At 54.7% G+C, this 19,602-nt stretch carries 20 protein-coding genes; 9 read left to right on the forward strand and 11 right to left on the reverse strand.

Annotated features, from left to right (window positions below; all coding sequences use genetic code 11):
* Positions 1 to 28: 28 nt before the first annotated feature.
* Positions 29 to 328 carry an HNH endonuclease gene (locus tag Q0932_RS02880; RefSeq protein ID WP_299349532.1) on the reverse strand — a complete coding sequence of 100 codons (300 nt, stop codon included), beginning with the start codon at positions 326 to 328 and terminating at the stop codon, positions 29 to 31.
* 76 nt (positions 329 to 404) lie between these two features.
* Here Q0932_RS02880 and Q0932_RS02885 point away from each other — a divergent pair, with 76 nt between their 5' ends.
* Together Q0932_RS02885 and Q0932_RS02890 are read left to right on the forward strand one after the other, a co-directional pair.
* On the forward strand, positions 405 to 1,724 hold the full coding sequence (locus Q0932_RS02885; protein ID WP_299349534.1) for a mechanosensitive ion channel domain-containing protein: 1,320 nt from the start codon (positions 405 to 407) through the stop codon (positions 1,722 to 1,724).
* Entirely contained in the window at positions 1,721 to 2,875 is a 1,155-nt protein-coding gene (locus tag Q0932_RS02890) for a TIGR03862 family flavoprotein (RefSeq protein WP_299349536.1), read from the forward strand. Before Q0932_RS02885 ends, Q0932_RS02890 begins: the two co-directional genes overlap by 4 nt.
* On the opposite strand, the gene Q0932_RS02895 is transcribed toward Q0932_RS02890, so the two are convergent.
* A complete protein-coding gene (locus Q0932_RS02895; RefSeq protein WP_299349538.1) occupies positions 2,872 to 3,456 on the reverse strand; it encodes a glutathione S-transferase family protein in 585 nt (194 codons plus the stop codon). The two genes, Q0932_RS02890 and Q0932_RS02895, sit on opposite strands and share 4 nt — an antisense overlap.
* A 152-nt stretch (positions 3,457 to 3,608) precedes the next feature.
* On the opposite strand from Q0932_RS02895, the gene Q0932_RS02900 reads away from it, so the two are divergent.
* Positions 3,609 to 4,037 (forward strand): GFA family protein, encoded by a 429-nt coding sequence (locus Q0932_RS02900; protein ID WP_299349540.1) that lies wholly within the window; start codon positions 3,609 to 3,611, stop codon positions 4,035 to 4,037.
* A 4-nt stretch (positions 4,038 to 4,041) separates the two neighbouring features.
* Here the strand turns inward: Q0932_RS02900 and holA are convergent, their stop codons facing one another.
* The 3 genes from holA to leuS are packed head-to-tail and all read right to left on the reverse strand — an operon-like array spanning position 4,042 to position 8,100.
* Positions 4,042 to 5,067, reverse strand: coding sequence for a DNA polymerase III subunit delta (holA, locus tag Q0932_RS02905; protein WP_299349541.1), 1,026 nt, complete (start codon positions 5,065 to 5,067; stop codon positions 4,042 to 4,044).
* A complete protein-coding gene (lptE, locus tag Q0932_RS02910) occupies positions 5,064 to 5,561 on the reverse strand; it encodes an LPS assembly lipoprotein LptE (RefSeq protein WP_299349543.1) in 498 nt (165 codons plus the stop codon). The genes holA and lptE overlap by 4 nt, the downstream gene beginning before the upstream one ends.
* Positions 5,548 to 8,100: a leucine--tRNA ligase gene (gene leuS / locus Q0932_RS02915; RefSeq protein ID WP_299349545.1), complete on the reverse strand. Its 2,553-nt coding sequence runs from the start codon at positions 8,098 to 8,100 to the stop codon at positions 5,548 to 5,550. The genes lptE and leuS overlap by 14 nt, the downstream gene beginning before the upstream one ends.
* 159 nt (positions 8,101 to 8,259) lie before the next feature.
* Here leuS and Q0932_RS02920 point away from each other — a divergent pair, with 159 nt between their 5' ends.
* The gene (locus Q0932_RS02920; protein ID WP_299349547.1) at positions 8,260 to 9,519 is read left to right on the forward strand and encodes a glycosyltransferase family 4 protein; all 1,260 of its coding nucleotides are present in this window, start codon (positions 8,260 to 8,262) and stop codon (positions 9,517 to 9,519) included.
* Between the two features lie 34 nt (positions 9,520 to 9,553).
* On the opposite strand, the gene Q0932_RS02925 is transcribed toward Q0932_RS02920, so the two are convergent.
* Positions 9,554 to 10,087, reverse strand: coding sequence for a DUF3576 domain-containing protein (locus Q0932_RS02925; protein ID WP_299349548.1), 534 nt, complete (start codon positions 10,085 to 10,087; stop codon positions 9,554 to 9,556).
* Between the two features lie 251 nt (positions 10,088 to 10,338).
* Here Q0932_RS02925 and Q0932_RS02930 point away from each other — a divergent pair, with 251 nt between their 5' ends.
* The 3 genes from Q0932_RS02930 to Q0932_RS02940 all read left to right on the forward strand — a co-directional run bounded on the left by Q0932_RS02930 (position 10,339) and on the right by Q0932_RS02940 (position 12,527).
* Positions 10,339 to 11,295 (forward strand): porin, encoded by a 957-nt coding sequence (locus Q0932_RS02930; RefSeq protein ID WP_299349550.1) that lies wholly within the window; start codon positions 10,339 to 10,341, stop codon positions 11,293 to 11,295.
* A gap of 120 nt (positions 11,296 to 11,415) precedes the next feature.
* Positions 11,416 to 12,069: a YggS family pyridoxal phosphate-dependent enzyme gene (locus Q0932_RS02935; protein ID WP_299349551.1), complete on the forward strand. Its 654-nt coding sequence runs from the start codon at positions 11,416 to 11,418 to the stop codon at positions 12,067 to 12,069.
* Positions 12,070 to 12,131: 62 nt separating this feature from the next.
* On the forward strand, positions 12,132 to 12,527 hold the full coding sequence (locus Q0932_RS02940) for a hypothetical protein (protein ID WP_299349553.1): 396 nt from the start codon (positions 12,132 to 12,134) through the stop codon (positions 12,525 to 12,527).
* A gap of 7 nt (positions 12,528 to 12,534) precedes the next feature.
* Here Q0932_RS02940 and Q0932_RS02945 read toward each other — a convergent pair whose 3' ends face one another.
* A complete protein-coding gene (locus Q0932_RS02945; RefSeq protein ID WP_299349555.1) occupies positions 12,535 to 13,035 on the reverse strand; it encodes a L,D-transpeptidase family protein in 501 nt (166 codons plus the stop codon).
* On the reverse strand, positions 13,032 to 14,123 hold the full coding sequence (ribA, locus tag Q0932_RS02950) for a GTP cyclohydrolase II (protein WP_299349556.1): 1,092 nt from the start codon (positions 14,121 to 14,123) through the stop codon (positions 13,032 to 13,034). The genes Q0932_RS02945 and ribA overlap by 4 nt, the downstream gene beginning before the upstream one ends.
* Before the next feature lie 164 nt (positions 14,124 to 14,287).
* On the opposite strand from ribA, the gene Q0932_RS02955 reads away from it, so the two are divergent.
* The gene (locus Q0932_RS02955) at positions 14,288 to 14,974 is read left to right on the forward strand and encodes a response regulator transcription factor (protein ID WP_299349557.1); all 687 of its coding nucleotides are present in this window, start codon (positions 14,288 to 14,290) and stop codon (positions 14,972 to 14,974) included.
* 391 nt (positions 14,975 to 15,365) lie between these two features.
* On the opposite strand, the gene Q0932_RS02960 is transcribed toward Q0932_RS02955, so the two are convergent.
* Positions 15,366 to 15,995, reverse strand: coding sequence for a glutathione S-transferase (locus Q0932_RS02960; protein ID WP_299349559.1), 630 nt, complete (start codon positions 15,993 to 15,995; stop codon positions 15,366 to 15,368).
* Positions 15,996 to 16,074: 79 nt separating this feature from the next.
* On the reverse strand, positions 16,075 to 16,893 hold the full coding sequence (locus tag Q0932_RS02965) for a sulfotransferase family protein (protein WP_299349560.1): 819 nt from the start codon (positions 16,891 to 16,893) through the stop codon (positions 16,075 to 16,077).
* Between the two features lie 145 nt (positions 16,894 to 17,038).
* Between Q0932_RS02965 and Q0932_RS02970 the strand changes: the two genes are divergently transcribed.
* Entirely contained in the window at positions 17,039 to 18,616 is a 1,578-nt protein-coding gene (locus tag Q0932_RS02970) for a DUF5928 domain-containing protein (RefSeq protein WP_299349562.1), read from the forward strand.
* 11 nt (positions 18,617 to 18,627) lie between these two features.
* Here Q0932_RS02970 and Q0932_RS02975 read toward each other — a convergent pair whose 3' ends face one another.
* The gene (locus tag Q0932_RS02975) at positions 18,628 to 19,560 is read right to left on the reverse strand and encodes an ABC transporter ATP-binding protein (RefSeq protein ID WP_299349564.1); all 933 of its coding nucleotides are present in this window, start codon (positions 19,558 to 19,560) and stop codon (positions 18,628 to 18,630) included.
* Positions 19,561 to 19,602: the final 42 nt, after the last annotated feature.

Consider the following 19,602-nt stretch of genomic DNA (forward strand, 5'->3'; position numbering starts at 1 on the left):
TTTGTACAAAACGATATTCTTTACATTTTCACGGCTTACGCCGCCGTCTTGGGCCCGTGGTCTTTGAGTGGAACGCAGGCGGGCGTTTTTGTACCCAGCGAATGAATTTCGCCATCCTTGGATGCGCCCGCAGCGCCTCAACCGAGCTGTAATCCCGCGCCAGTTCTGCCTCGGTCAAGGTGGCGTGGATTTCCTTGTGGCAAATCTGGTGCAGCAACACGACCGGCCCGCCCTTGCCGCCTTTCAATTTGGGGATCAGGTGGTGCAGGCTTTGGTGGGCGTCTTGTGGTATCGGTCGCTCACACAGGGGGCAAATCGGATCTGACACAGCGTTTGTCTTGAGTTCCATAGGGGGGTGGGGCAAGAGGATGGCGTGAGTTTTGAGTTTCTCAAGGGGTTTTGCAGTGGATCGTACAGAAGTCTTGGATCAGGCAGAGGCCTATTTCGATCAAGGTCGTGACCTGGCGCTAGAGTGGCTCCTCAGCCCTGCCGCCTGGACCCAGTTTGCCTTGCTCTTGGTTGCCTATGGTCTCGCGGTTCTTGTGTCGCGTCGCATGCGCCCCTTGTTGGAGCGCCTGCTGACACCACCTGATGAGGCACAGAACGTTCTCGCACGCGCACGCCGGTTTCTGTTTCTGTTTGTCCCTTTGTTGCTGCCTCTCTTGGCTTATGTCTTTACGGGCTTGGGTGAATCGGTAACCCGGGCGGCCTTTGGATCTGGCGAAGTCATTGCCTTTGGCAAACGTGTATTCATGTTCCTCGCGGCCCGGATTCTTGTGAAGGAAATCATCGAAGACCCGCTCCTCAAAGTGCTGGGTCGATACCTGTTGGTTCCCATTGCCGCGCTCTATGCCGTTGGTTTCCTTGACGAAGTCATGGTTAAAATGGATGAGACCGTGCTGCCGCTTGGTAATCTTTCATTCTCGCTTTTGTTCCTTGTGCGGTTCGCGGTTGTTGGGGGCGCGATATTCTGGCTGGGCCGTTGGTCCAACGACCAGTCCGTCGCTTTCATCAAGTCTCAGCAAGAAATGCGCCCTGCCATGCGGGAATTGGCGGCCAAGGCCACCGAGATTTCCATCTTTGGTATCGCCTTCCTGCTGCTTATGAACATCATGGGCATCTCGCTCACGTCGCTTGCAGTTCTGACAGGTGTCATCGGCGTTGGGCTTGGCTTTGGTCTGCAAAAGATTGCATCGAACTTTATCTCTGGTGTCATCTTGCTGCTCGAGGGTCAGGCCACTGTCGGCGATTACGTCGAGCTTGACGGCGGTGAGGCCGGGACAATCGTCAAGATGACCGCCCGTGCCACGATTCTCGAGACCTATGACGGACGCTGGATTGTGGTCCCGAACGAGGACTTTATCACCACGCGGGTGGTAAACTACTCGGACCAGGGCAGCGCCAACCGTTATGAGGCGCCCTTTTCGGTCAGCTACGATACCGACATCAACACGGTCCCTGCCATTGTTGAGGCAGCGGTCGCCGAAAACCCGGATGTTTTGAGTGACCCGTTTCCACCCGATTGCGAGCTGCGCGGCTTCGGCGATAGCGGCATCGATTTCTCGGTTGAGTTCTGGGTAAACGGTATTGATGACGGGCGTTACAAGTATACCTCTGATGTGCTGTTTCGTATTTGGAACGCACTGAAAGACAACGGCATCGAAATCCCCTATCCGCAGCGCGTTGTGGAATTGAAGGGCGAAATCAGTACCAAATCAAAATGACCCAAGGTCTTGTGATTGGCGGTGGCCCGGCGGGGTTGATGGCGGCTGATGCACTGGCGGCGGCCGGAATGTCGGTGACCATTGCCGAAGCAAAAACGACGGTTGCCCGCAAGTTCCTGATGGCGGGCAAGTCAGGCTTGAACCTAACCAAAGACGAGCCCTTTGACACCTTCCTTGCAGCCTATGAAGAGGCCGCGCCACACTTGCGGCCGATGCTAGAAAGCTTTGGCCCAAAACAGGTTCAGGCCTGGGCCGAAGGGTTGGGGCAAGATATGTTTACCGGGTCATCGGGTCGTGTATTCCCTCGCGCAATGAAAGCCTCGCCCCTGTTGCGGGCATGGCTCGCGCGGCTGAATGGGCTGGGTGTGTCTATTGAGACGGGATGGCGCTGGACAGGCGAGAGTGGCGGGTTTGTTTTTCAAACCCCAATGGGGCGACAAACCCTGCGCCCGGATGTTTGTGTCTTGGCCTGTGGTGGTGCGAGCTGGTCGCGGCTCGGTTCGGATGGGGCGTGGGCGGATTGGCTCGACGTGCACAAGGCACCGTTCCAGCCTGCAAACATGGGGTTTGAAGTTGCGTGGTCTGACCACATGGCCCGGCATTTTGGCACTCCGATCAAGAATGTCGCGCTTTGCGCCGATGACCAACGCGTGAGAGGTGAGTTTGTTGTTTCTGAGACTGGGTTGGAAGGCGGAGGGATTTATGCCGTTTCGCGCAAAATGCGCGAGGGGCACAGGTTGACACTGGACCTTTTGCCGGACCTGACGGACGAAGACATACGGCAAAGGCTTGGCCGACCACGCGGTAAGGCCAGCCTTTCAAACTTCCTCCGCAAAGCTTTGAAACTTGATCCGGCCAAGCTTGCCTTGTTGATGGAGTTCGCGCGGCCGTTGCCCAACGATCTGGCTCCATTGTTGAAGGCATTGCCGATCACTCACGAAGGCCCACGGCCCATGGATCAGGCAATCTCTACGGCGGGCGGGATACGTCTCGAGGCACTCGATGATGGGCTCATGTTGCGCAATCGGCCGGGGCTTTTTGCGGCTGGTGAAATGCTGGACTGGGAAGCGTCAACAGGGGGATACCTGTTGACGGCATGCCTTGCGACTGGGCGCTGGGCCGGGCAACACGCAGCCCGGTTTGCAGCCTAGCTTGTGGTGAGTTTCTGGAATGCTTCCCGAGCGCGGCAACGCTTGAGGTAGGCGTTGAAGTCTTCATTGTCCGATGGAAACTTCGCGCCACGTGCCCAGGCGCCGCAATGGCTGAGAATGATGTCTGGCACGGTAAAAGTGTCCCCCATCAGATAGGGTCCTTTGCACCGGTCCATCAGTTTGCTCAGGTTGCGTTCGTATTCCCATTTTGAGGTGTGGCGCACTTCTGGCACGCGTTTGTCTTCAGGCAGGGTGAAATTGTGCCGCGTCGCCACCCATAGAACGGAATCGATCTCGTCGAGAATACACTGTGTAAATGCATCTTGGTGTGCACGCTCAAGCGTTCCGGCGGGAAAGGTCAGAGCGCCATGCTTGTCAGCAAGATAGGTCATGATGGCTGTTGAGTCAGTGACGATGGCATCACCTTCTCTCAGCACGGGAATTTTGCCAGACGGGTTTACAGCCCGCACTTCTTCGCTTTGGGGTCCGGCCTTGGTCACCTTGTAGGGCTGCCCCAATTCTTCGAGCATCCACATCACCCGAAAGGCGCGGCTGGTGGGGCTTCCGATTATCTCGTACATCGCGTTTCTCCTTTGCCGACACTGTGGCCGCTGGCACAAACAGCGACAAGCCTTTCGCAAAGTAACCTAGGGGCACGAATGAAATACTGACATAATCTGGCAGGATATATGCGTAATTCTGTCATGTAAGTAATCATATCAGGAGACCTACAATGTCGAGATCCGGTTCATGTTTGTGTGGTGCCGTCAGTTACACTTTGTCCGAGACACCCGAGAAATGCGGCGTTTGCCATTGCAGCATGTGCCGCAAGTGGACCGGCGGTGTCTTTGTTGCCTTTATGACGGCGCCCGGCACTGTGACTTTAGCCGGGGAAGAGAACCTCAACGTGTTCACGTCCTCGGAATGGGCGGAACGTGCCTCGTGTTCAAAATGCGGAAGCAGCATGTTCTATCGGGTCACGGCACCGGGACAGGAGCAAGGGGTCTATCACATGGGTCTTGGAACGCTGGACGATGCCAGCGGCATCACGCTTGGGCAAGAAATCTTTATTGATAAAAAGCCGGATAGTTACAGCTTTGCCGGGGATACGCACAAGATGACAGAGGCCGAAGTTTTCGCGATGTTTGCACCGCAGGACTGATTGATTATCGGCGTGCCAGCATGGCAAGGCGCAACAGCATCCGTTCGACCAGTGCCATGGTGGGGGCAGTTTGTCCCGCGGACCGCAGTTGCAGATCGGTGTCCGTCAGGATTGTCAGTGCCTGCTCGAGTTTTGCTGCCCCCCAGCCTTGGGCCTGACGGAGCATACGATCTCGTCTCGGCCCAAAGATCGGTGGACGCATCCGCGCGATGCCCGCAGCCGCCCCACCGGGATCAGAGGCCGCTGTATAGAGCGCGCGGAAATGGCGCGTGGCTCCAATGCACAGAGATACAGGATTGGTGCCCTGTGCCTGTAGTTTTCGCAGCACTGGCCCAAGATCCGGTGCGCGTCCCTCGGCAACAATGTTCAACACATCGTCCAATTCAGCCTCGGTCGAAGTCGGCGCACAGGCAATAATGTCCTCGGATGATACAGATGAGGTATCCCCCAATTTAAAGAGAGACAGTTTTTCAAGGGTTTGGCGAAAATCTCCCGGATCCAGATCACGGGCCAGATTTGACAGATCGGTCATGGCGTCACGATCAACATCGCGCAGGCCCGACTTGGCCAGTTGCGCCTCAATCTCTTCTCGGCTGGGCGGGTCGTTGTATATCGCGGCCGCATAAGCATTTGGATGACCTTCAAATGCTTTGCGAATCTTTGACGATGCCTTGAGCGATCCGGCCGTCACGACGATCTGCGCGTCACCCTCTTTCCAATCTTCCAGCGCGGCAAGTACGGCTGCGGCCGCGGTGTCATTCGCGTCTTCGACAAAGGCCACGCGAGGCCCCGGGAAAAAGCTGACCGCCTTGATGGCGTCGTCCAAAAGGGCAGGGTCTTTGCGCAGGTCCGATGCGGGAATACGGGTCAGGCGCATTTCCTCTTCGCCCTCAGGCCCGATCAGTGCAGCAATGAGTTCCTGGCGCTTTAGCGCGATGCGCATGGCATCCGGGCCATAGATCAGGATGCCAGTGCGATGGGCATCCGGTTTGGAAAAGTACCGGGCCGACTCGCGCCCAGACAGTTTCATGATGCGTTGTCCGCCGACCACGCCCACAGTTGGGCCATAATTTGATCGGTCAGAATTACCATCAACCGTTCATAGGCGTTATCCTGCGCTGACAGCGTTGCCACTGTGGTGCCCGTCGCAGAATATCCCACGTAGTTGCGCAACTTTCCAGACGTCAGAACTTCGCTAGAGGCCATGTCGCGCAATGCAAAAGTGGCGTCTGCAATCACATCATATCGTGATGTCACGCCGTCGATCGTACGACCAACACTCTTCTCTTCGACTTCCACGGCGACTGACAGGCCATATTCGCCAGTATCTACCCGTCCCAGCCGGCCTTCCAACTCCCGCACCAGCAAATAGGTTTCGTTGCTCGACGGGGCATCCATCACAACCTGGTTCAGCAAGCCAGAAGCGCTGCCATTGGTTCCGTAAGATGGCTCGAACCCGCAGGCCGCGAGCGCGGGGCCAGCAGCTGCAAGCAACAAAAAGTGACGGCGATTAAATGACGACATTTACGATCCGACCGGGGACAACGATGAGTTTCTTGGGCTGGGCCCCTTCCAACCGGCTGGTGACAGCTTCGTGGGCGAGGACAAGTTTTTCAACCTCTTCCTTCGGCATATCCTTGGGCACGCTGATTTCCGCACGGCGTTTGCCGTTAATCTGGATCGGCATGGTGACTTCTGCCTCCACCAGCATCGCCTCGTCCGCAACAGGCCACGGAGCGTTGATGACAAGGCCTTCGCCGCCCTGATGCGCCCAGATATCTTCAGCCAGGTGGGGGGTCATGGGTGACATCAGCTGTGCCAGCGTCATGATTGCCTGTTTCTGGGCCGCAGCACCTGCCTTGGACTTGGCGAGCGTGTTGGTAAACGCATAGAGCTTGGCGATTGAGGCGTTGAAGCCGAAGCTTTCTACACCCAGCGTGACGTCACGGATGGCTTTGTGCATCTCGCGCAGCAGATCTTCGTCGCCCTGACCGTTCGCGTCGGGGTCCATTGCGCCGATCTTGTCGCAGAGGTTCCAAACGCGGTTCAGGTGTTTGAATGCGGCATCCGCGCCCGAGGCTGTCCATTCCACGTCACGTTCGGGGGGCGAGTCGGACAACACGAACCAACGGGCGGTGTCGGCACCATAGGCCGAGATGATGTCGACCGGGTCCACCACGTTGTTCTTGGATTTTGACATCTTGGCCGAGGGAATGACCTGAACTTCTTCACCCGAGGCTTTGAGCACGGTTTTGCCGTCTCGGTCTTCGACATCCGCCGGATAGTGATAGACCGGGCGTCCATTGCCGCCGGTGGTCTGATAGATCGCGTGAGTTACCATGCCTTGGGTGAAGAGCGCGTCAAAGGGTTCCTTTGCGCTCTCGGGCAGGTGGCTGCAGATATGCATCGCGCGCGCGAAGAAGCGCGAATAGAGAAGGTGCAGGATCGCGTGCTCGATGCCGCCGATATACTGATCGACGTTCATCCAGTATTCGGCATCCTCGGCCACGGTGGGTGTTTCGGCGCGTGGCGCCGTGAACCGGGCGAAATACCAGGACGAATCGACAAAGGTGTCCATCGTGTCGGTTTCGCGCTTGGCCGGAGCACCGCAGGACGGGCAGGCGCAGTCGCGCCATGTCGGGTGGCGGTCGAGCGGATTGCCGGGCTTGTCGAATGACACATCATCCGGCAGCTCGATTGGCAGGTTTTCTTTCTTCTCGGGCACCACGCCGCAGGTATCACAATGCACGACCGGAATTGGGCAGCCCCAGTATCGTTGACGGCTCAGGCCCCAGTCACGCAGACGGAACTTGGTCACGCCTTCGCCCCAACCCGCCGTTTCGGCAAAGTCGATGGTGGCGTCGATAGCGTCCTGACCGGTGGCCTCGTCAAGGCCGGCGAAGTGGTTGATCCACTTCACCTTTTGCTCCTTCGGCGGAACAAAGGCTTCGGTCTCAACTGGCTTTGGCTCTTCGAGATCAAAGAAGGTGTCGATCACCGGCAGATCATACTTGCGGCAGAAATCAAGATCGCGCTGGTCGTGCGCCGGGCAGGCGAAAATCGCGCCGGTGCCATAGTCCATCAGGATGAAGTTGGCGATCCAGACCGGGAGTTCCCAATCCGGGTTCAGCGGGTGTTTGACGGTGATCCCGGTGTCATAGCCCAGTTTTGGCGCGGTTTCGATGGCCTCTTCCGTAGTGCCACCCTTGCGGCATTCGGCAAGGAATGCGGCCAGTTCTGGGTTGCCCTCTTCCAGCTCTTTCGAAATCGGATGGTCCGGAGAGATGCCCACAAAACTCGCGCCCATGAGCGTATCGGGGCGCGTTGTGTAAACCGAGATCGGTTCTGCGCCATCGGTACGTTCGAAGGCAAACTGCAAACCGCGCGATTTGCCGATCCAGTTTTCCTGCATCAGGCGGACCTTGGCGGGCCAGTTGTCGAGCGTGTCGAGAGCGTCGAGCAATTCCTCGGAATAGTCCGAGATTTTAAAGAACCACTGGGTCAACTCTCGGCGTTCCACCAGAGCGCCCGAGCGCCAGCCCCGCCCACCTTCGACCTGCTCGTTGGCCAGAACAGTCATATCGACTGGATCCCAGTTCACCACGGCGTTCTTGCGATAAACGAGGCCTTCTTTAAGAAAGTCGAGGAACAGGGCCTGTTGCTGGCCGTAGTATTCCGGGTCACAGGTGGCGAACATGCGCGACCAGTCGAGCGAGAGGCCCAGCGGCTTCATCTGTTCGACCATGGTGTCGATGTTGGAATAGGTCCATTCTTTGGGGTGACCGCCGATTGCCATGGCAGCGTTCTCTGCCGGCATGCCAAAGGCGTCAAAGCCCATAGGATGCAACACGTTATGGCCGGTTGAGATCTTGTAGCGCGCGATCACGTCACCCATCGTGTAGTTCCGCACGTGACCCATGTGCAGCTTACCAGACGGGTAAGGAAACATCTCAAGCACGTAATACTTTGGCTTGGAGGCATCCCGGATAGCCTTGAAGGTTTCGGCCTTGTCCCAGGCCTCTTGCCACTTGGCTTCGATCTCGGTGGCGGAATAGCGCGACATAGATGTCACCTTTCAGTCAAACGTTGTCGCATGGGGTGATATGCGTCTGAAAGGCTTTGGTCCAGTGGCTGACGGTGTGGAATCGCAAAAATGCGATGCTGTGCGGCTATTTGAATTGGAGTATAGAAGAACAAAGACCGATTTGAGCGGGCGGCGCCTATGAATATTCTATTTATCCATCAGAACTTTCCCGGCCAATTCAAGCATCTTGCCCCGGCCCTGGCAGCCAAGGGTCACAAGGTTCTTGCCCTGACCCTACGCGTCAAAAAGACAGCAACCTGGCAAGGCATCAAAATGGTGCCCTACACAATCCGGCGTAAACCGGCACAGAAACTGCATCCCTGGCTTGTTGATTTTGAAACTAAGATGCTTCGTGCGGAAAGCTGCTATGCCGAAGCGCGCAATCTCAAGGACCAGGGTTTTGAGCCGGACTTGATCATTGCCCACCCCGGATGGGGCGAGTCGATGTTCTTGCGCGATCTTTGGCCCAATGCACAGATCGGCCTTTATTGTGAACTCTACTATCGGGCATCCGAAGGTGATCTGAACTTTGATCCGGAGTTTCCAAACCGTATAGCGGATCAGGAACCGATCCGGTTGCGCCTCAAGAACATGAATAACTTTATGCACTTCGAGGTTGGTGACCTTGGCATAAGCCCGACCCAATTTCAGGCTGGTACGTTCCCTGACGCAATCCGCGACAAAATCAGCGTGATACATGATGGCATTGATACAGAGGTTGTCAGAGCCAATGCTGACGCCCGTCTAGAGATCGGCGAGGGACAGGTTGTCACCCGCGAGGATGAGGTTATCACATTCGTAAACCGTAATCTTGAACCCTATCGGGGATACCACGTGTTTATGCGCGCTTTGCCGCAGCTTCTTAAACAGCGCCCGAATGCGCGGGTGTTGATAGTTGGTGGGAATGAGGTGAGCTATGGTGCAATACCACCAAAGGGTAAGACTTGGAAACAAATCTTCATTGACGAGGTTCAGAGCAGCATTCCCGACAAAGATTGGGAGCGGGTCCATTTTATGGGCAAGATACCTTATGAGGACTTTCTTAGCTTGCTGCAGGTCAGCCGGTGCCACGTCTACCTGACTTATCCCTTTGTGCTCAGCTGGTCATTGATCGAGGCCATGAGCTCCCAATGCGCTATCGTGGCCAGTGATACAGCCCCGGTTCAAGAGGTCATCCAACATGATGAGACAGGGCGTCTGTTTCCGTTCTTTGAACCCGACAAAATGGTCGAGCAAATCAACGAGGTGCTTGATAGCCAAAGCCTGCGAGAGAAACTGGGACGTCAGGCCCGACAAAAGGCGCAGCAAACCTATGATCTCAAGAGTGTTTGCCTGCCCCAACAAATCGAATGGGTCAACCGGCTTTCAGCCATGCCTCCGGGCCGCTTCAGTTTTTAGGGCCTGGCGGATTCAGAGATCGCGGTGATGTTGCTTATAGCTTGCCGTCCGCGATCCGCATTTGCCGTGCACGCGTCAGAATTGCATCTTCAACGGCTTTGGTAGTCGCGGCTGACACCGCTCCGCCGTTGCGCGTTTGCATTGCAACATGCAGTGACCGCGCATCAAGCGCCGGGTCGCGTACATAAACAGTGGCGCGATACGAGCGGCCGCCACCGGGCGGAGTACCGTAACCAGTTACGATAACACCTGAAAACGGATCGACGGATTGAACGGGTAAGAAGTCCAACACTTCTAATGAAGCGTTCCAGATATATTTATTCACGCGAACGGTAATATCTGAATTATCTGGCTCGAATATCTCCCAGATCGTCGAGCCACCTTTGTAACCCGTGATCTGATCGCCATCGATCGGATTGCCTACATTATCTCGATCAAGATAAGAGCCACCTTCGCCCGAGGTTTTTACGGTGCGGTTTCCACCACATGCCGATAACATCGTCAAAGCTATACAAGCCGCGAGAATCCCAAATGCGCTACTTTGCGTCATTTTACCTGCCCAATTCATTCGGTTGATACCGTCCTATCCAAGAGCCTCTCTTTGGGCAAGGCCATATATCGAAGGCAAGAGTGGCAGAAAATTGCCATGACAACCGCCGCATTGGGCAAACTGTGGCATAGCTGCACCATTTACGTTGGCTTTGATCGCATCCCGCTACGTACGCTTGCAAACACCCCCCTAAAAGAGCGAGAGACACTGCATACCCTTTCCGGATTCCCCGGTTTGGGCGCATGAATTGGAAATCCGAGGGAAAAGCTATGAAAAAAGTTCTCTTCGCAACGACTGCACTGGTCGCCACCGCAGGTGTCGCAGCAGCAGACGTAACATTTGGCGGTCTGGGCCGTTTCGGTGTTCTGTACAATGAAGGCAATCCTACTGACGAATGGTCGCTGACCAGCCGTTTCCGCCTTATCGTAACTGGCACCGCAGAGTCGGACAATGGTCTGTCGTTCGGCGCACAGATCCGTTACCAAGCTGACGGCCACGAGCAGAGCCAAGGCGTTCCAGGCACCACTGGCGGTACTGCCGGTTTGCCGAATTCGAACGCTGCTTCTACTGCAGGCTTCAACACCCCGCGTTTCTGGGTAACAGCCGGTGGTTTCACCGTGTCGGTTGGTCAAACTCTGGGCGCAATCGAAAACATGCCTAACATGTACACTGGCTCGATTGGTCTGACTGGTTTGGGCTTCGCCAACGTTGTTTATAACTTCGGCGCAGACGCCTACTCCTCCGGTAGCGGCGGCACACAAGGTCTCGACGTAATCTGGTCGGGTGGCGCCTGGGGCGTGCACTTCACACACTCGTGGTCATCTGACGGCAACCTGACTCTGTCGTCAGACCGCACAGCTATGATGGTTTCGTATGCATTCGGCAATTGGACCATTGCTGGTGGTTACCAAGACAGCGACATCGCTGGTGACACCGAGTGGGCCATCACTTCAGGCGCAACCTTCGGCGCATGGGATGTTGCTTTCAACATCGCTGACAACGACGGTTTCCTGAAGTACGGCGTTGGTGCCAACTGGCAAGCTGGCGCATCGACCTTTGTTCGCGGTTACATCAACCACGACGAAGCCGCAGATATGGGCAGCGGTGACGAAAACATGGGTATCGGCTTCCAGCACCGTCTTGGTGGTGGTACCTTCGTCGAAGGTGGTGTTGCCGATCTCGCGGGCACAACCCGCGCCGATCTGGGTCTGCGCTTCTCGTTCTAATTTAGAACAAGAACCAACCAATAGAGGGCAGGTCTTCGGACCTGCCCTTTTCTTTTGCGACAATCTGATGTTCAAGTATGCCGCGCATCTGTTTTAGACCCGCCTGCTAAGGAGATCACCATGTCGCTCGATGAGATCAGAACCCGTATGCACAAGGCCGAAGAACAGGCCGGGCGGGCACTTGGATCAACACAGCTGATCGCGGTTTCAAAAGTACAGCCCAATGATCGTGTCGCCGAAGTTTTGCGGCAGGGGCATCGATTGTTCGGGGAAAACAAGGTTCAAGAAGCAGCAGGCAAGTGGCCTGACTTCCGTGAAGAGTTCCAGGACGTAAACGTTCATTTGATTGGCCCGCTGCAAACAAACAAGGCACGCCAAGCGATGCAGTTGTTCGACGCTATCCACTCTGTAGACCGACCGAAGCTGGCCAATACTCTGGCGCGACTGGCCCAAGAAACAGGTCATTGTCCGGACCTCTTTATTCAGGTCAACACTGGTGAAGAACCCCAAAAGGCCGGCGTTATGCCAGCCGATGCGGATGTGTTTATTGCCGATTGCCTGTCCAAAGATCTTCCGGTGCAGGGAGTGATGTGCATTCCCCCGTTCGATGAAGAGCCTTCGTTGCACTTTGCCTTGCTTGCAAAGATTGCCAAACGTAATGGGTTGTCGGGCCTGTCGATGGGTATGAGCAGTGATTTTGAGCGCGCGATTGCCTTGGGTGCTACTCATGTTCGGGTTGGGTCCGCCATCTTTGGGGAACGCGAGTACGGTTAAGCCTGTTTGCTGAATCGTTAAGCTCTGGCAGACTCTATCTATTGTCAGCGATGGAGCCTTTCATGAAACCTATTTCAATCCTCACTGTGGTCGCAATGTGCCTCGCCAGTCCCGCCGCCGCAGAATTTAGTCTGTCTTTCAAAGGCTGGGATAACATCCCCCTCTGCACGTCGGGCAATCCCAATACCGTTGGGAACCCGGAATTCACGCTCAAAGGTGTCCCGGATGGCACCACGACAGTTCAGTTCCAACCCAAAGATCTGGATGTGCCGAATTACAATCACGGCGGCAGTAAGAAACTTAAGATTACCAAAGACGGTAAAGTTCCCGCGGGTACATTCAGCTACAAAAGCCCTTGCCCGCCCAGTGGTTCACATACGTACCAATGGACTGCAACTGCGCGTAAGGGCGGCAAGAAACTCGCTACGGCCATGGCGCAGCGCAAATATCCCAAATAGAGGCTGGCTAGCTTTTTTGAACAATCAGGCGCGTGCCAGGGATGGCGCGCGTCGCAATCCAGCGTAAATGGTCCCGCCGAAATGCGATGCATCCTTCCGTCGGAAACCCCGGACGTCGATATTGATGCAGGAAGATTGCAGACCCTCTGCCGGGCTGTGCATCTGGCCAGTTCCAATCTGTGAGCATGATGAGGTCATACAATGGATCGCCCCGGCGCAGGTTCTCGTGACTATGAGGATAAGGCGCTTGTACCCATTGATTATAGGCCGCGTCACCAGAGGCATCTGACCACAAGTCGTCTTTACCAATAGGTAAAGCCCAGGGCGAAGGGCGCGCCATACGATCCGGGCGGTAGAGCAAGCCAGTGATCTGGTGCAAGCCGACCGGAGTTGCCCCGTCACCTTCTCGTTTGTCGACCTGCAAGTCGCCCCGACCGATTGTACAGGGGAACTTTCGCCCGCAAAACCTTAGGCCCGTTGGGGTCAAAACCAAGTCGTAAGGTGTCACAAGAGATGCCCGGATTTGGCAGCCTTGGTCGCCAGGTAAGCCGCGTTCTGATCCGTTTTGCCAACCTTCAGCGGTACCCTTTCAGCCACAGTGACACCTTCGTTTTCCATCATGGAGATTTTTTTGGGGTTGTTCGTCAAAAGTCTCACTGATGAAAAGCCCATATTTTTCAGTAATTTGGCGCCAATTTTGAAGTCGCGTTCGTCGTCTTCAAACCCGAGCCGATGGTTGGCCTCGACCGTGTCGAACCCCTGATCTTGCAGTGAGTAGGCCCGCATCTTGTTGGCAAGCCCGATGCCGCGTCCTTCCTGATTGAGGTACAACAACACGCCTTCTCCTTCGGAACCCATGTGCGCCAAGGCACCACGCAGTTGCGGGCCACAATCACACTTCAGGCTGCCGAGGACGTCTCCAGTAAAACAGGCAGAATGCAACCGCGCCAAGACAGGTTTGTCCCGCGCAGGCCTCCCAATTTCGATGGCATAGTGTTCTTCGGCGCCATCCTCGGGCCGAAAAACATGCAGTCGCCCGGCTTCAGCGGCACTCATCGGCAGCCGCGCGTGGACGACCGGGTGCAGTGCGCTTGTTGTTTCAAGGTCAGGCGCAGCAAGGTCAGCGGGAATGACCGTCAGACCATTTTCTAAAGCAAACCGCGCAGGATTTTCAGGCCGGCAGGTCAGAGCAGCAGGCAGTAATCGAGCGGACTTAACAATCTTCAAAGCTGTGCGGTGCAATCCCGCAGGCCCGTCGCGCTGCGAATTCAGAGGCCCCTTCATCGGCTTGTTTAAATCGTCAGCCGGATCGGCAATGCCCTTGACCCAGCCAAGGTCAACATCCTGTGGCAAACGAATGCGCGCCAGATCGCCATCATAAACCCGAGCTTTAAGCGTTTCTGCGCGCCGGGCGGTGATCGCCAAAGAAGTTTCAACTTCTAAATTGATAATGTCAGTGAGGCGGGGGGCTGTCAGGGTCTCAGCCGCCAGCACCAAAATAGCACTTCCTTCACCTGTAATCAGGATCGGTACCCCCATGCGCAGGTCAGATCTGGCGCGGGCCAGGCGTTCGACGATATCGGGTGCAAAGCTCATGGGCATCTTTCAGAGGCTGGGACGTCAGATGTAGCCCCATTTGAAGTATAATGAAACATTTCAGGCCGGGATTACACGACCCCGTGAGAGAATTGCAGCAAATCTTGTCCAACGTGTGATTGCAGACCAAATGCGTAACACGAACCCGGCAACAGGAGGCCCAGATGGCGCAACTTAAGAAGATCCTCTTGGTAGATGATGATGACGATTTGCGCGAAGCGCTGTCAGAACAGATGCTGATGACCGAAGACTTTGACGTCTTTGAAGCGGCCAACGGTGCCGAAGCAATGGTGAAGGCCAAGGAGGGTCTTTATGACCTTATGATTCTGGACGTCGGGTTGCCCGATACGGACGGCCGCGAATTGTGCCGTCTGATGCGGAAACAGGGCGTCAAGTGTCCCGTTCTCATGCTGACGGGTCATGACAGTGACGCTGATACAATTCTTGGGTTGGATGCCGGTGCCAACGATTATGTCACCAAGCCTTTCAAATTCCCTGTGCTTCTCGCCCGTATTCGCGCCCAGCTGCGCCAGCATGAGCAATCTGAAGATGCCGTGTTCCAACTGGGGCCGTATACGTTCAAACCTTCGATGAAGATGTTGATCACGGAAGACGAACGCAAAATTCGACTGACCGAGAAAGAGACAAACATTCTGAAGTTCCTCTATCGCTCAACCGATGGCGTGGTCGCGCGTGATGTTCTGTTGCATGAAGTCTGGGGCTACAACGCGGGTGTGACGACACATACGCTGGAAACCCACATTTACCGCCTGCGTCAAAAAATTGAGCCGGACCCCTCGAACGCGCGTCTGCTGATTACGGAATCGGGTGGATACCGGCTGGTCGCCTGAGCAAAAAGACATTGAGACAATTGCGCAACAGGGGTCGTTGCCATGTGCAGGACCTTTGATGTGGATCAAAGAGGCATATGAACCTCACCTTTAATAAGGTTCTCAAGACATCCCGTGTATGTCCGGGTAATGACATGCACCTCCCTGTTGGACTCGGCCCGGACTTTGTTCCGGGCCTTTTTTTTGAGCCGGCGAGATTTTTCAAATCACCCGTAGTCAATTCACGAAATTCACGTGCAATTTGCGAGGTTTGATTTCCAATCTCAAACCTTCAAGGGCATCTTCTGGACATATTACGTGTGCGACCACGTTGATAAAACTAACGAGTCCGGTATCAGTTCGGTGTTTTATGCCAGCTGGAGGGCTGCTTTGTAGTCCTCCAGCGCTGAAATCAAAGCTGCGCAGAGTCGCGTTCTTTGACCGCTTCATACCAACGCTTAAGATTTGGCTGCGTGTCAGCCACTCGCATTTTCACAACCCGTGCGAAATCTACAAACACAAAATTTGTAATATCAGCCAAGGTGAAACGATCCGTCGAAATGTAGTCGCGCCCCTCCAGATGCCGGTCAAGTTTGTCAAAGTAGAGGGCAATGCGGCGCAGTCCGCGTTCGGCAAGCGCAGGAATTTGCTGAAAGTTCTCAGGTCCGGGAATGGCGCGATCTTTCATGTGGGGATTGCCGTTGCGCAGGGCTTCGGCCACAGGCAGCCCGCCTTGTTGTTCGGCGATGGCTGTCCACATCATGATCTCACCGGTTTCGTGAGCTGTCGTGCCAATCAACGGAGGTTCTGGGCAATGCGCCTCGAGATAGGCGGCAATCCCAAGGTTTTCGGTGAGGGTTTGGCCACTATCGGTGATCAGAACCGGCACCATCGCGTCAGGATTAACTGCGCGAAACTCGGGGCTGAGTTGCTGTCCTTCCATGATGGAAATCTCACGGGTTTCGACCTCGAGCCCCTTTTCCGCAAGAAACATGCGGGCCCGACGCGGGCTGGGAGCTGTGGAACAATCATAGAAAATCATGGCAAGCGCACCTTATCTGTCCTGAGACTCTCAGTTTTGGGTGCGTTCGTTTGTTTGTCGAGTGTTCCGTTACGGCGCCTTAGTCGCCGAGCTTTGCATGCACTTCGTCGAGATCAATTTCACCGATCGGCATCTTGTTTGATGGATCTTCGAATTCGTATTTGAACAAATCAAAATCTCGTTTGTAGATTTCGTAGACCAAGTGCATCGACAAATCGTCAAAATAGTCTTCGATCGGGTGAGCCCGCTTGGGGCCGTGCCCTTCGGATTCGTTGAACCGAGGAATCTTGTTCAGATCAACGGAATGTGCGGTCTCAATACTGTCCAGCACGCTTTGCATGCCGTCATTGAAAGTCTCGGTATAGAAAATCTTGTCGTAAGTACCTCCGTTCACGATGAACGTAGAGACATGCCCAGACATTGCCGACCAGTGGATGTCCGGATCCATGGGGCGGCGCCAGCGAATGGTGTCGCGGGCAAATAACAAGAAGCGTCGAAAGCTCTTGATCTGATCGAACTCTTGTTTGCCGTCATCACCGCCAACTTCAATGCCGTACTTTTGGATCAGCAGCGGAACGAGATTGCCACGATAACGCTTGCCGTTACGCTGAATGCCGCAAATCTTGTCGAAGAAGGATGACAGTATCCGGGTGTAAGGATTGCGCACGCAGGTGAACGCATAAGATTTGTGACTGGTTGCGTTTTCCACAATCGGCACCTGGCTGGCTTCGATTGCCCATTTGTGCAAACCGCCCGTTGCGTCATGTATGTCGCCGTCAAAAAATTCGCCATGATCTGAGTAATACATGATCTGCCCGATCGTCGAGCAAGCGCATTTGGGAACAACACGATAGACCACGCTTTCGCTCTCAGTCATCCAAGTGCCGGGGAAACCCATAAAAATGCCTCCAATAATCTGTGACCGACTTTTGGGCCACAGTTTGATTTGTCACCAAAAAACCAAAGAAAGTCTGTTTATTCAACGCCCGTTCACCATTATCTAGGTAAACAATCAAGGTGAATTGAGGGTTCTGGTTTCCAAAATGGCAAAAATCGCATTCATTCTGCTGTGCCACAAGGACCCCGAGGCAATTATTCGGCAGGTCGAAAGACTGACGGCAGTTGGTGATTATGTGTCGATTCACTTCGACGCGAGTGCCAAACGCGAGCATTTTTCAATAATTGACGAAGCCTTTCGGGATCATCCGAATGTGGCCTTTGCCACCAAAAGGATCAAATGTGGCTGGGGAGAGTGGTCTCTGGTTCAGGCGACGATCTATGCTTTGCAGGCTGCGGTAGACAAGTTTTCACGTGCCACGCATTTTTACATGCTGTCCGGCGATTGCCAGCCGATCAAGACCGCGGACTACATCCATAACTTTCTCGACAACCATGATTGCGATTTTATCGAGAGCTTTGACTATTTTGAAAGCAACTGGATCAAAACCGGCTTTAAGGAAGAGCGCCTGATCTATCGGCACTTCTTTAATGAACGTACACGCAAATGGCTGTTCTACACCTCGTTTAATCTGCAGCGACGTTTGGGTTTGACGCGAGAGATTCCCGAAGACTTGCAGATACAAATCGGGTCGCAATGGTGGTGCCTGCGTCGGCGCACAGTCGAATCCATTCTCGATTTCACCCGAACACGAAAAGACGTGATGCGGTTTTTCAAGACAACCTGGATTCCGGATGAAACGTTCTTCCAAACGTTGGTGCGCCACCTGATTCCAGAAACTGAAATTCGCACGCGCACTCTGACATTCCTCATGTTCACCGACTATGGAATGCCGCTGACATTCTACAATGACCACTATGACCTTTTGCTGAGTCAAGACTATCTTTTTGCACGCAAAGTCAGCCCAGAGGCTCTGAAGCTGAAAGAGCGCTTGGGCAAACTCTTTGCCGCAACTGGCGTAAATTTCCAAATTTCGGCCGAGGGACCAAGTCTGTTCAAATTTCTGACGGGGCGCGGACGAATTGGACGACGATTTGCCAGCCGCTTTTGGGAGACCGAGTCGACACTGGGCCGTGACCGCGAGTTGATGATCATCGTCTGCAAAAAATGGCACGTCGCCAAGCGTTTGGTTGAAGCCATTCAGCGCGAAACTGATCTCACGTCAATGGCCTATCTCTTTAACGAAGAAAGCACGTCGCTGCCCGATTTGGGGGGCATTCAGGCAACGTTGGGTAAACGAACACGGCACCGTCGTGCGCTGATGCGGATGTTGTTTGATTATTACGAGACCAATCAGATTGTGATCTGCCTCGACCCGTCTTCACTGGATTTGTTGCATGACTTTTTCGGGGACCGTTCCGGAACGCTGCTGCTTGAAGTTCAATGTGCCTTTCCCGATGACTATCTCATCGGGCACGCGACACGAATCGGATTAGCTGGCTCGCAAACGCCAAAAGAAACGCTGGAACGTTTGCTCCCGACGATCCGGCAGGACATCGTGCTGGAAAGTGATCGCATATTAGATGGGAATTTTGAGAATCACATGCGGATGAAGCAGGATGACGATGTTCAGGAACACATCTCGGTGTTGTCGAGGTTCTTGTCCGTTGATGAGGAAACAGCAGCAAGAATCGCGCGAACAGACCACCTGTTCGCAGATTGATTCAAAAACGGTTATTTCGCTGAGGTCAGGGCCAGAAACACATCTTCAAGATCGGCCTGTTCCGTTTTGACATCACGAATGACAATTCCTGCGTCGTGAACAGCCGAGAGAACTTCTTCGGCTGTGGTTTTCCCGGCTTGATAACTTAGGGCCAGTGATCCGTCCGGCCGCTGGACCACCTCAATTCCGGTTTTCTGGGGTAACTGAACCGGCGGTGTCATCGGATCAATCAACATGGTTTTGGTGTCGATCTGTCCCAGCAGGTTTGCCGTACTGTCGCGAGCGATCAATTCGCCCTGATTGATGATGGCAATCTCGTCGCACATTTCCTCGGCTTCTTCGAGGTAATGCGTTGTCAGGATGATTGTCATACCGCGCTCTTTGTTCAGCTTTCGAATGTTTGCCCAAAGCATCTGACGCAACTCGATGTCGACGCCAGCGGTGGGTTCATCCAGCACCAGAACCTGAGGATGGTGAACAAGCGCCTTGCCCAGCAAAAGGCGTCGCCGCATGCCGCCGGATAGGGTGCGTGCATAGGCGTCTGACTTGTCAGAAAGTCCAACCATTTCAAGAATTTCATCGCTTGTGCGCTGAGCTTTAGGCACGCCGTACAACCCTGCCTGAACCTCCAGCGCGCCACGGGGTGAAAAGAACGGATCAAGGTTCAATTCTTGCGGCATAACGCCGATCGCTGCGCGTGACTGACGAGGGTTCGCATCAATATCAAAGCCCCAAATCTTGACGGAACCCGCGGTTTTCAGAACCAGCCCGGCCATGATGTTGATCATCGTGGATTTGCCTGCGCCATTTGGCCCAAGCAACCCAAAGATCGAACCATTGGGAATGCTGAGATCAACACCCTTGAGGGCTTGGTTTTCGGGCGCGCCCTTCGCGCCACGATAGGTCTTTTTCAGACCTGTAATTTCAATCGCATGATGCGTCATGGCTGCACTTGCCCCCGGCCTTCGGATCGCTCATATTCGCGC

Source organism: uncultured Shimia sp. (assembly GCF_947498095.1).
Classification (GTDB): Bacteria; Pseudomonadota; Alphaproteobacteria; order Rhodobacterales; family Rhodobacteraceae; genus Shimia.

Excerpts from the sequence above, each read along its gene's own strand:
- Q0932_RS02890 (WP_299349536.1), top strand. The coding sequence starts at position 1,721 with ATGACCCAAGGTCTTGTGATTGGCGGTGGCCCGGCGGGGTTGATGGCG.
- Q0932_RS02895 (WP_299349538.1), bottom strand. The coding sequence starts at position 3,456 with ATGTACGAGATAATCGGAAGCCCCACCAGCCGCGCCTTTCGGGTGATG.
- Q0932_RS02900 (WP_299349540.1), top strand. The coding sequence starts at position 3,609 with ATGTCGAGATCCGGTTCATGTTTGTGTGGTGCCGTCAGTTACACTTTG.
- holA (WP_299349541.1), bottom strand. The coding sequence starts at position 5,067 with ATGAAACTGTCTGGGCGCGAGTCGGCCCGGTACTTTTCCAAACCGGAT.
- lptE (WP_299349543.1), bottom strand. The coding sequence starts at position 5,561 with ATGTCGTCATTTAATCGCCGTCACTTTTTGTTGCTTGCAGCTGCTGGC.
- leuS (WP_299349545.1), bottom strand. The coding sequence starts at position 8,100 with ATGTCGCGCTATTCCGCCACCGAGATCGAAGCCAAGTGGCAAGAGGCC.
- Q0932_RS02920 (WP_299349547.1), top strand. The coding sequence starts at position 8,260 with ATGAATATTCTATTTATCCATCAGAACTTTCCCGGCCAATTCAAGCAT.
- Q0932_RS02925 (WP_299349548.1), bottom strand. The coding sequence starts at position 10,087 with ATGAATTGGGCAGGTAAAATGACGCAAAGTAGCGCATTTGGGATTCTC.
- Q0932_RS02930 (WP_299349550.1), top strand. The coding sequence starts at position 10,339 with ATGAAAAAAGTTCTCTTCGCAACGACTGCACTGGTCGCCACCGCAGGT.
- Q0932_RS02935 (WP_299349551.1), top strand. The coding sequence starts at position 11,416 with ATGTCGCTCGATGAGATCAGAACCCGTATGCACAAGGCCGAAGAACAG.
- Q0932_RS02940 (WP_299349553.1), top strand. The coding sequence starts at position 12,132 with ATGAAACCTATTTCAATCCTCACTGTGGTCGCAATGTGCCTCGCCAGT.
- ribA (WP_299349556.1), bottom strand. The coding sequence starts at position 14,123 with ATGAGCTTTGCACCCGATATCGTCGAACGCCTGGCCCGCGCCAGATCT.
- Q0932_RS02955 (WP_299349557.1), top strand. The coding sequence starts at position 14,288 with ATGGCGCAACTTAAGAAGATCCTCTTGGTAGATGATGATGACGATTTG.
- Q0932_RS02960 (WP_299349559.1), bottom strand. The coding sequence starts at position 15,995 with ATGATTTTCTATGATTGTTCCACAGCTCCCAGCCCGCGTCGGGCCCGC.
- Q0932_RS02965 (WP_299349560.1), bottom strand. The coding sequence starts at position 16,893 with ATGGGTTTCCCCGGCACTTGGATGACTGAGAGCGAAAGCGTGGTCTAT.
- Q0932_RS02970 (WP_299349562.1), top strand. The coding sequence starts at position 17,039 with ATGGCAAAAATCGCATTCATTCTGCTGTGCCACAAGGACCCCGAGGCA.
- Q0932_RS02975 (WP_299349564.1), bottom strand. The coding sequence starts at position 19,560 with ATGACGCATCATGCGATTGAAATTACAGGTCTGAAAAAGACCTATCGT.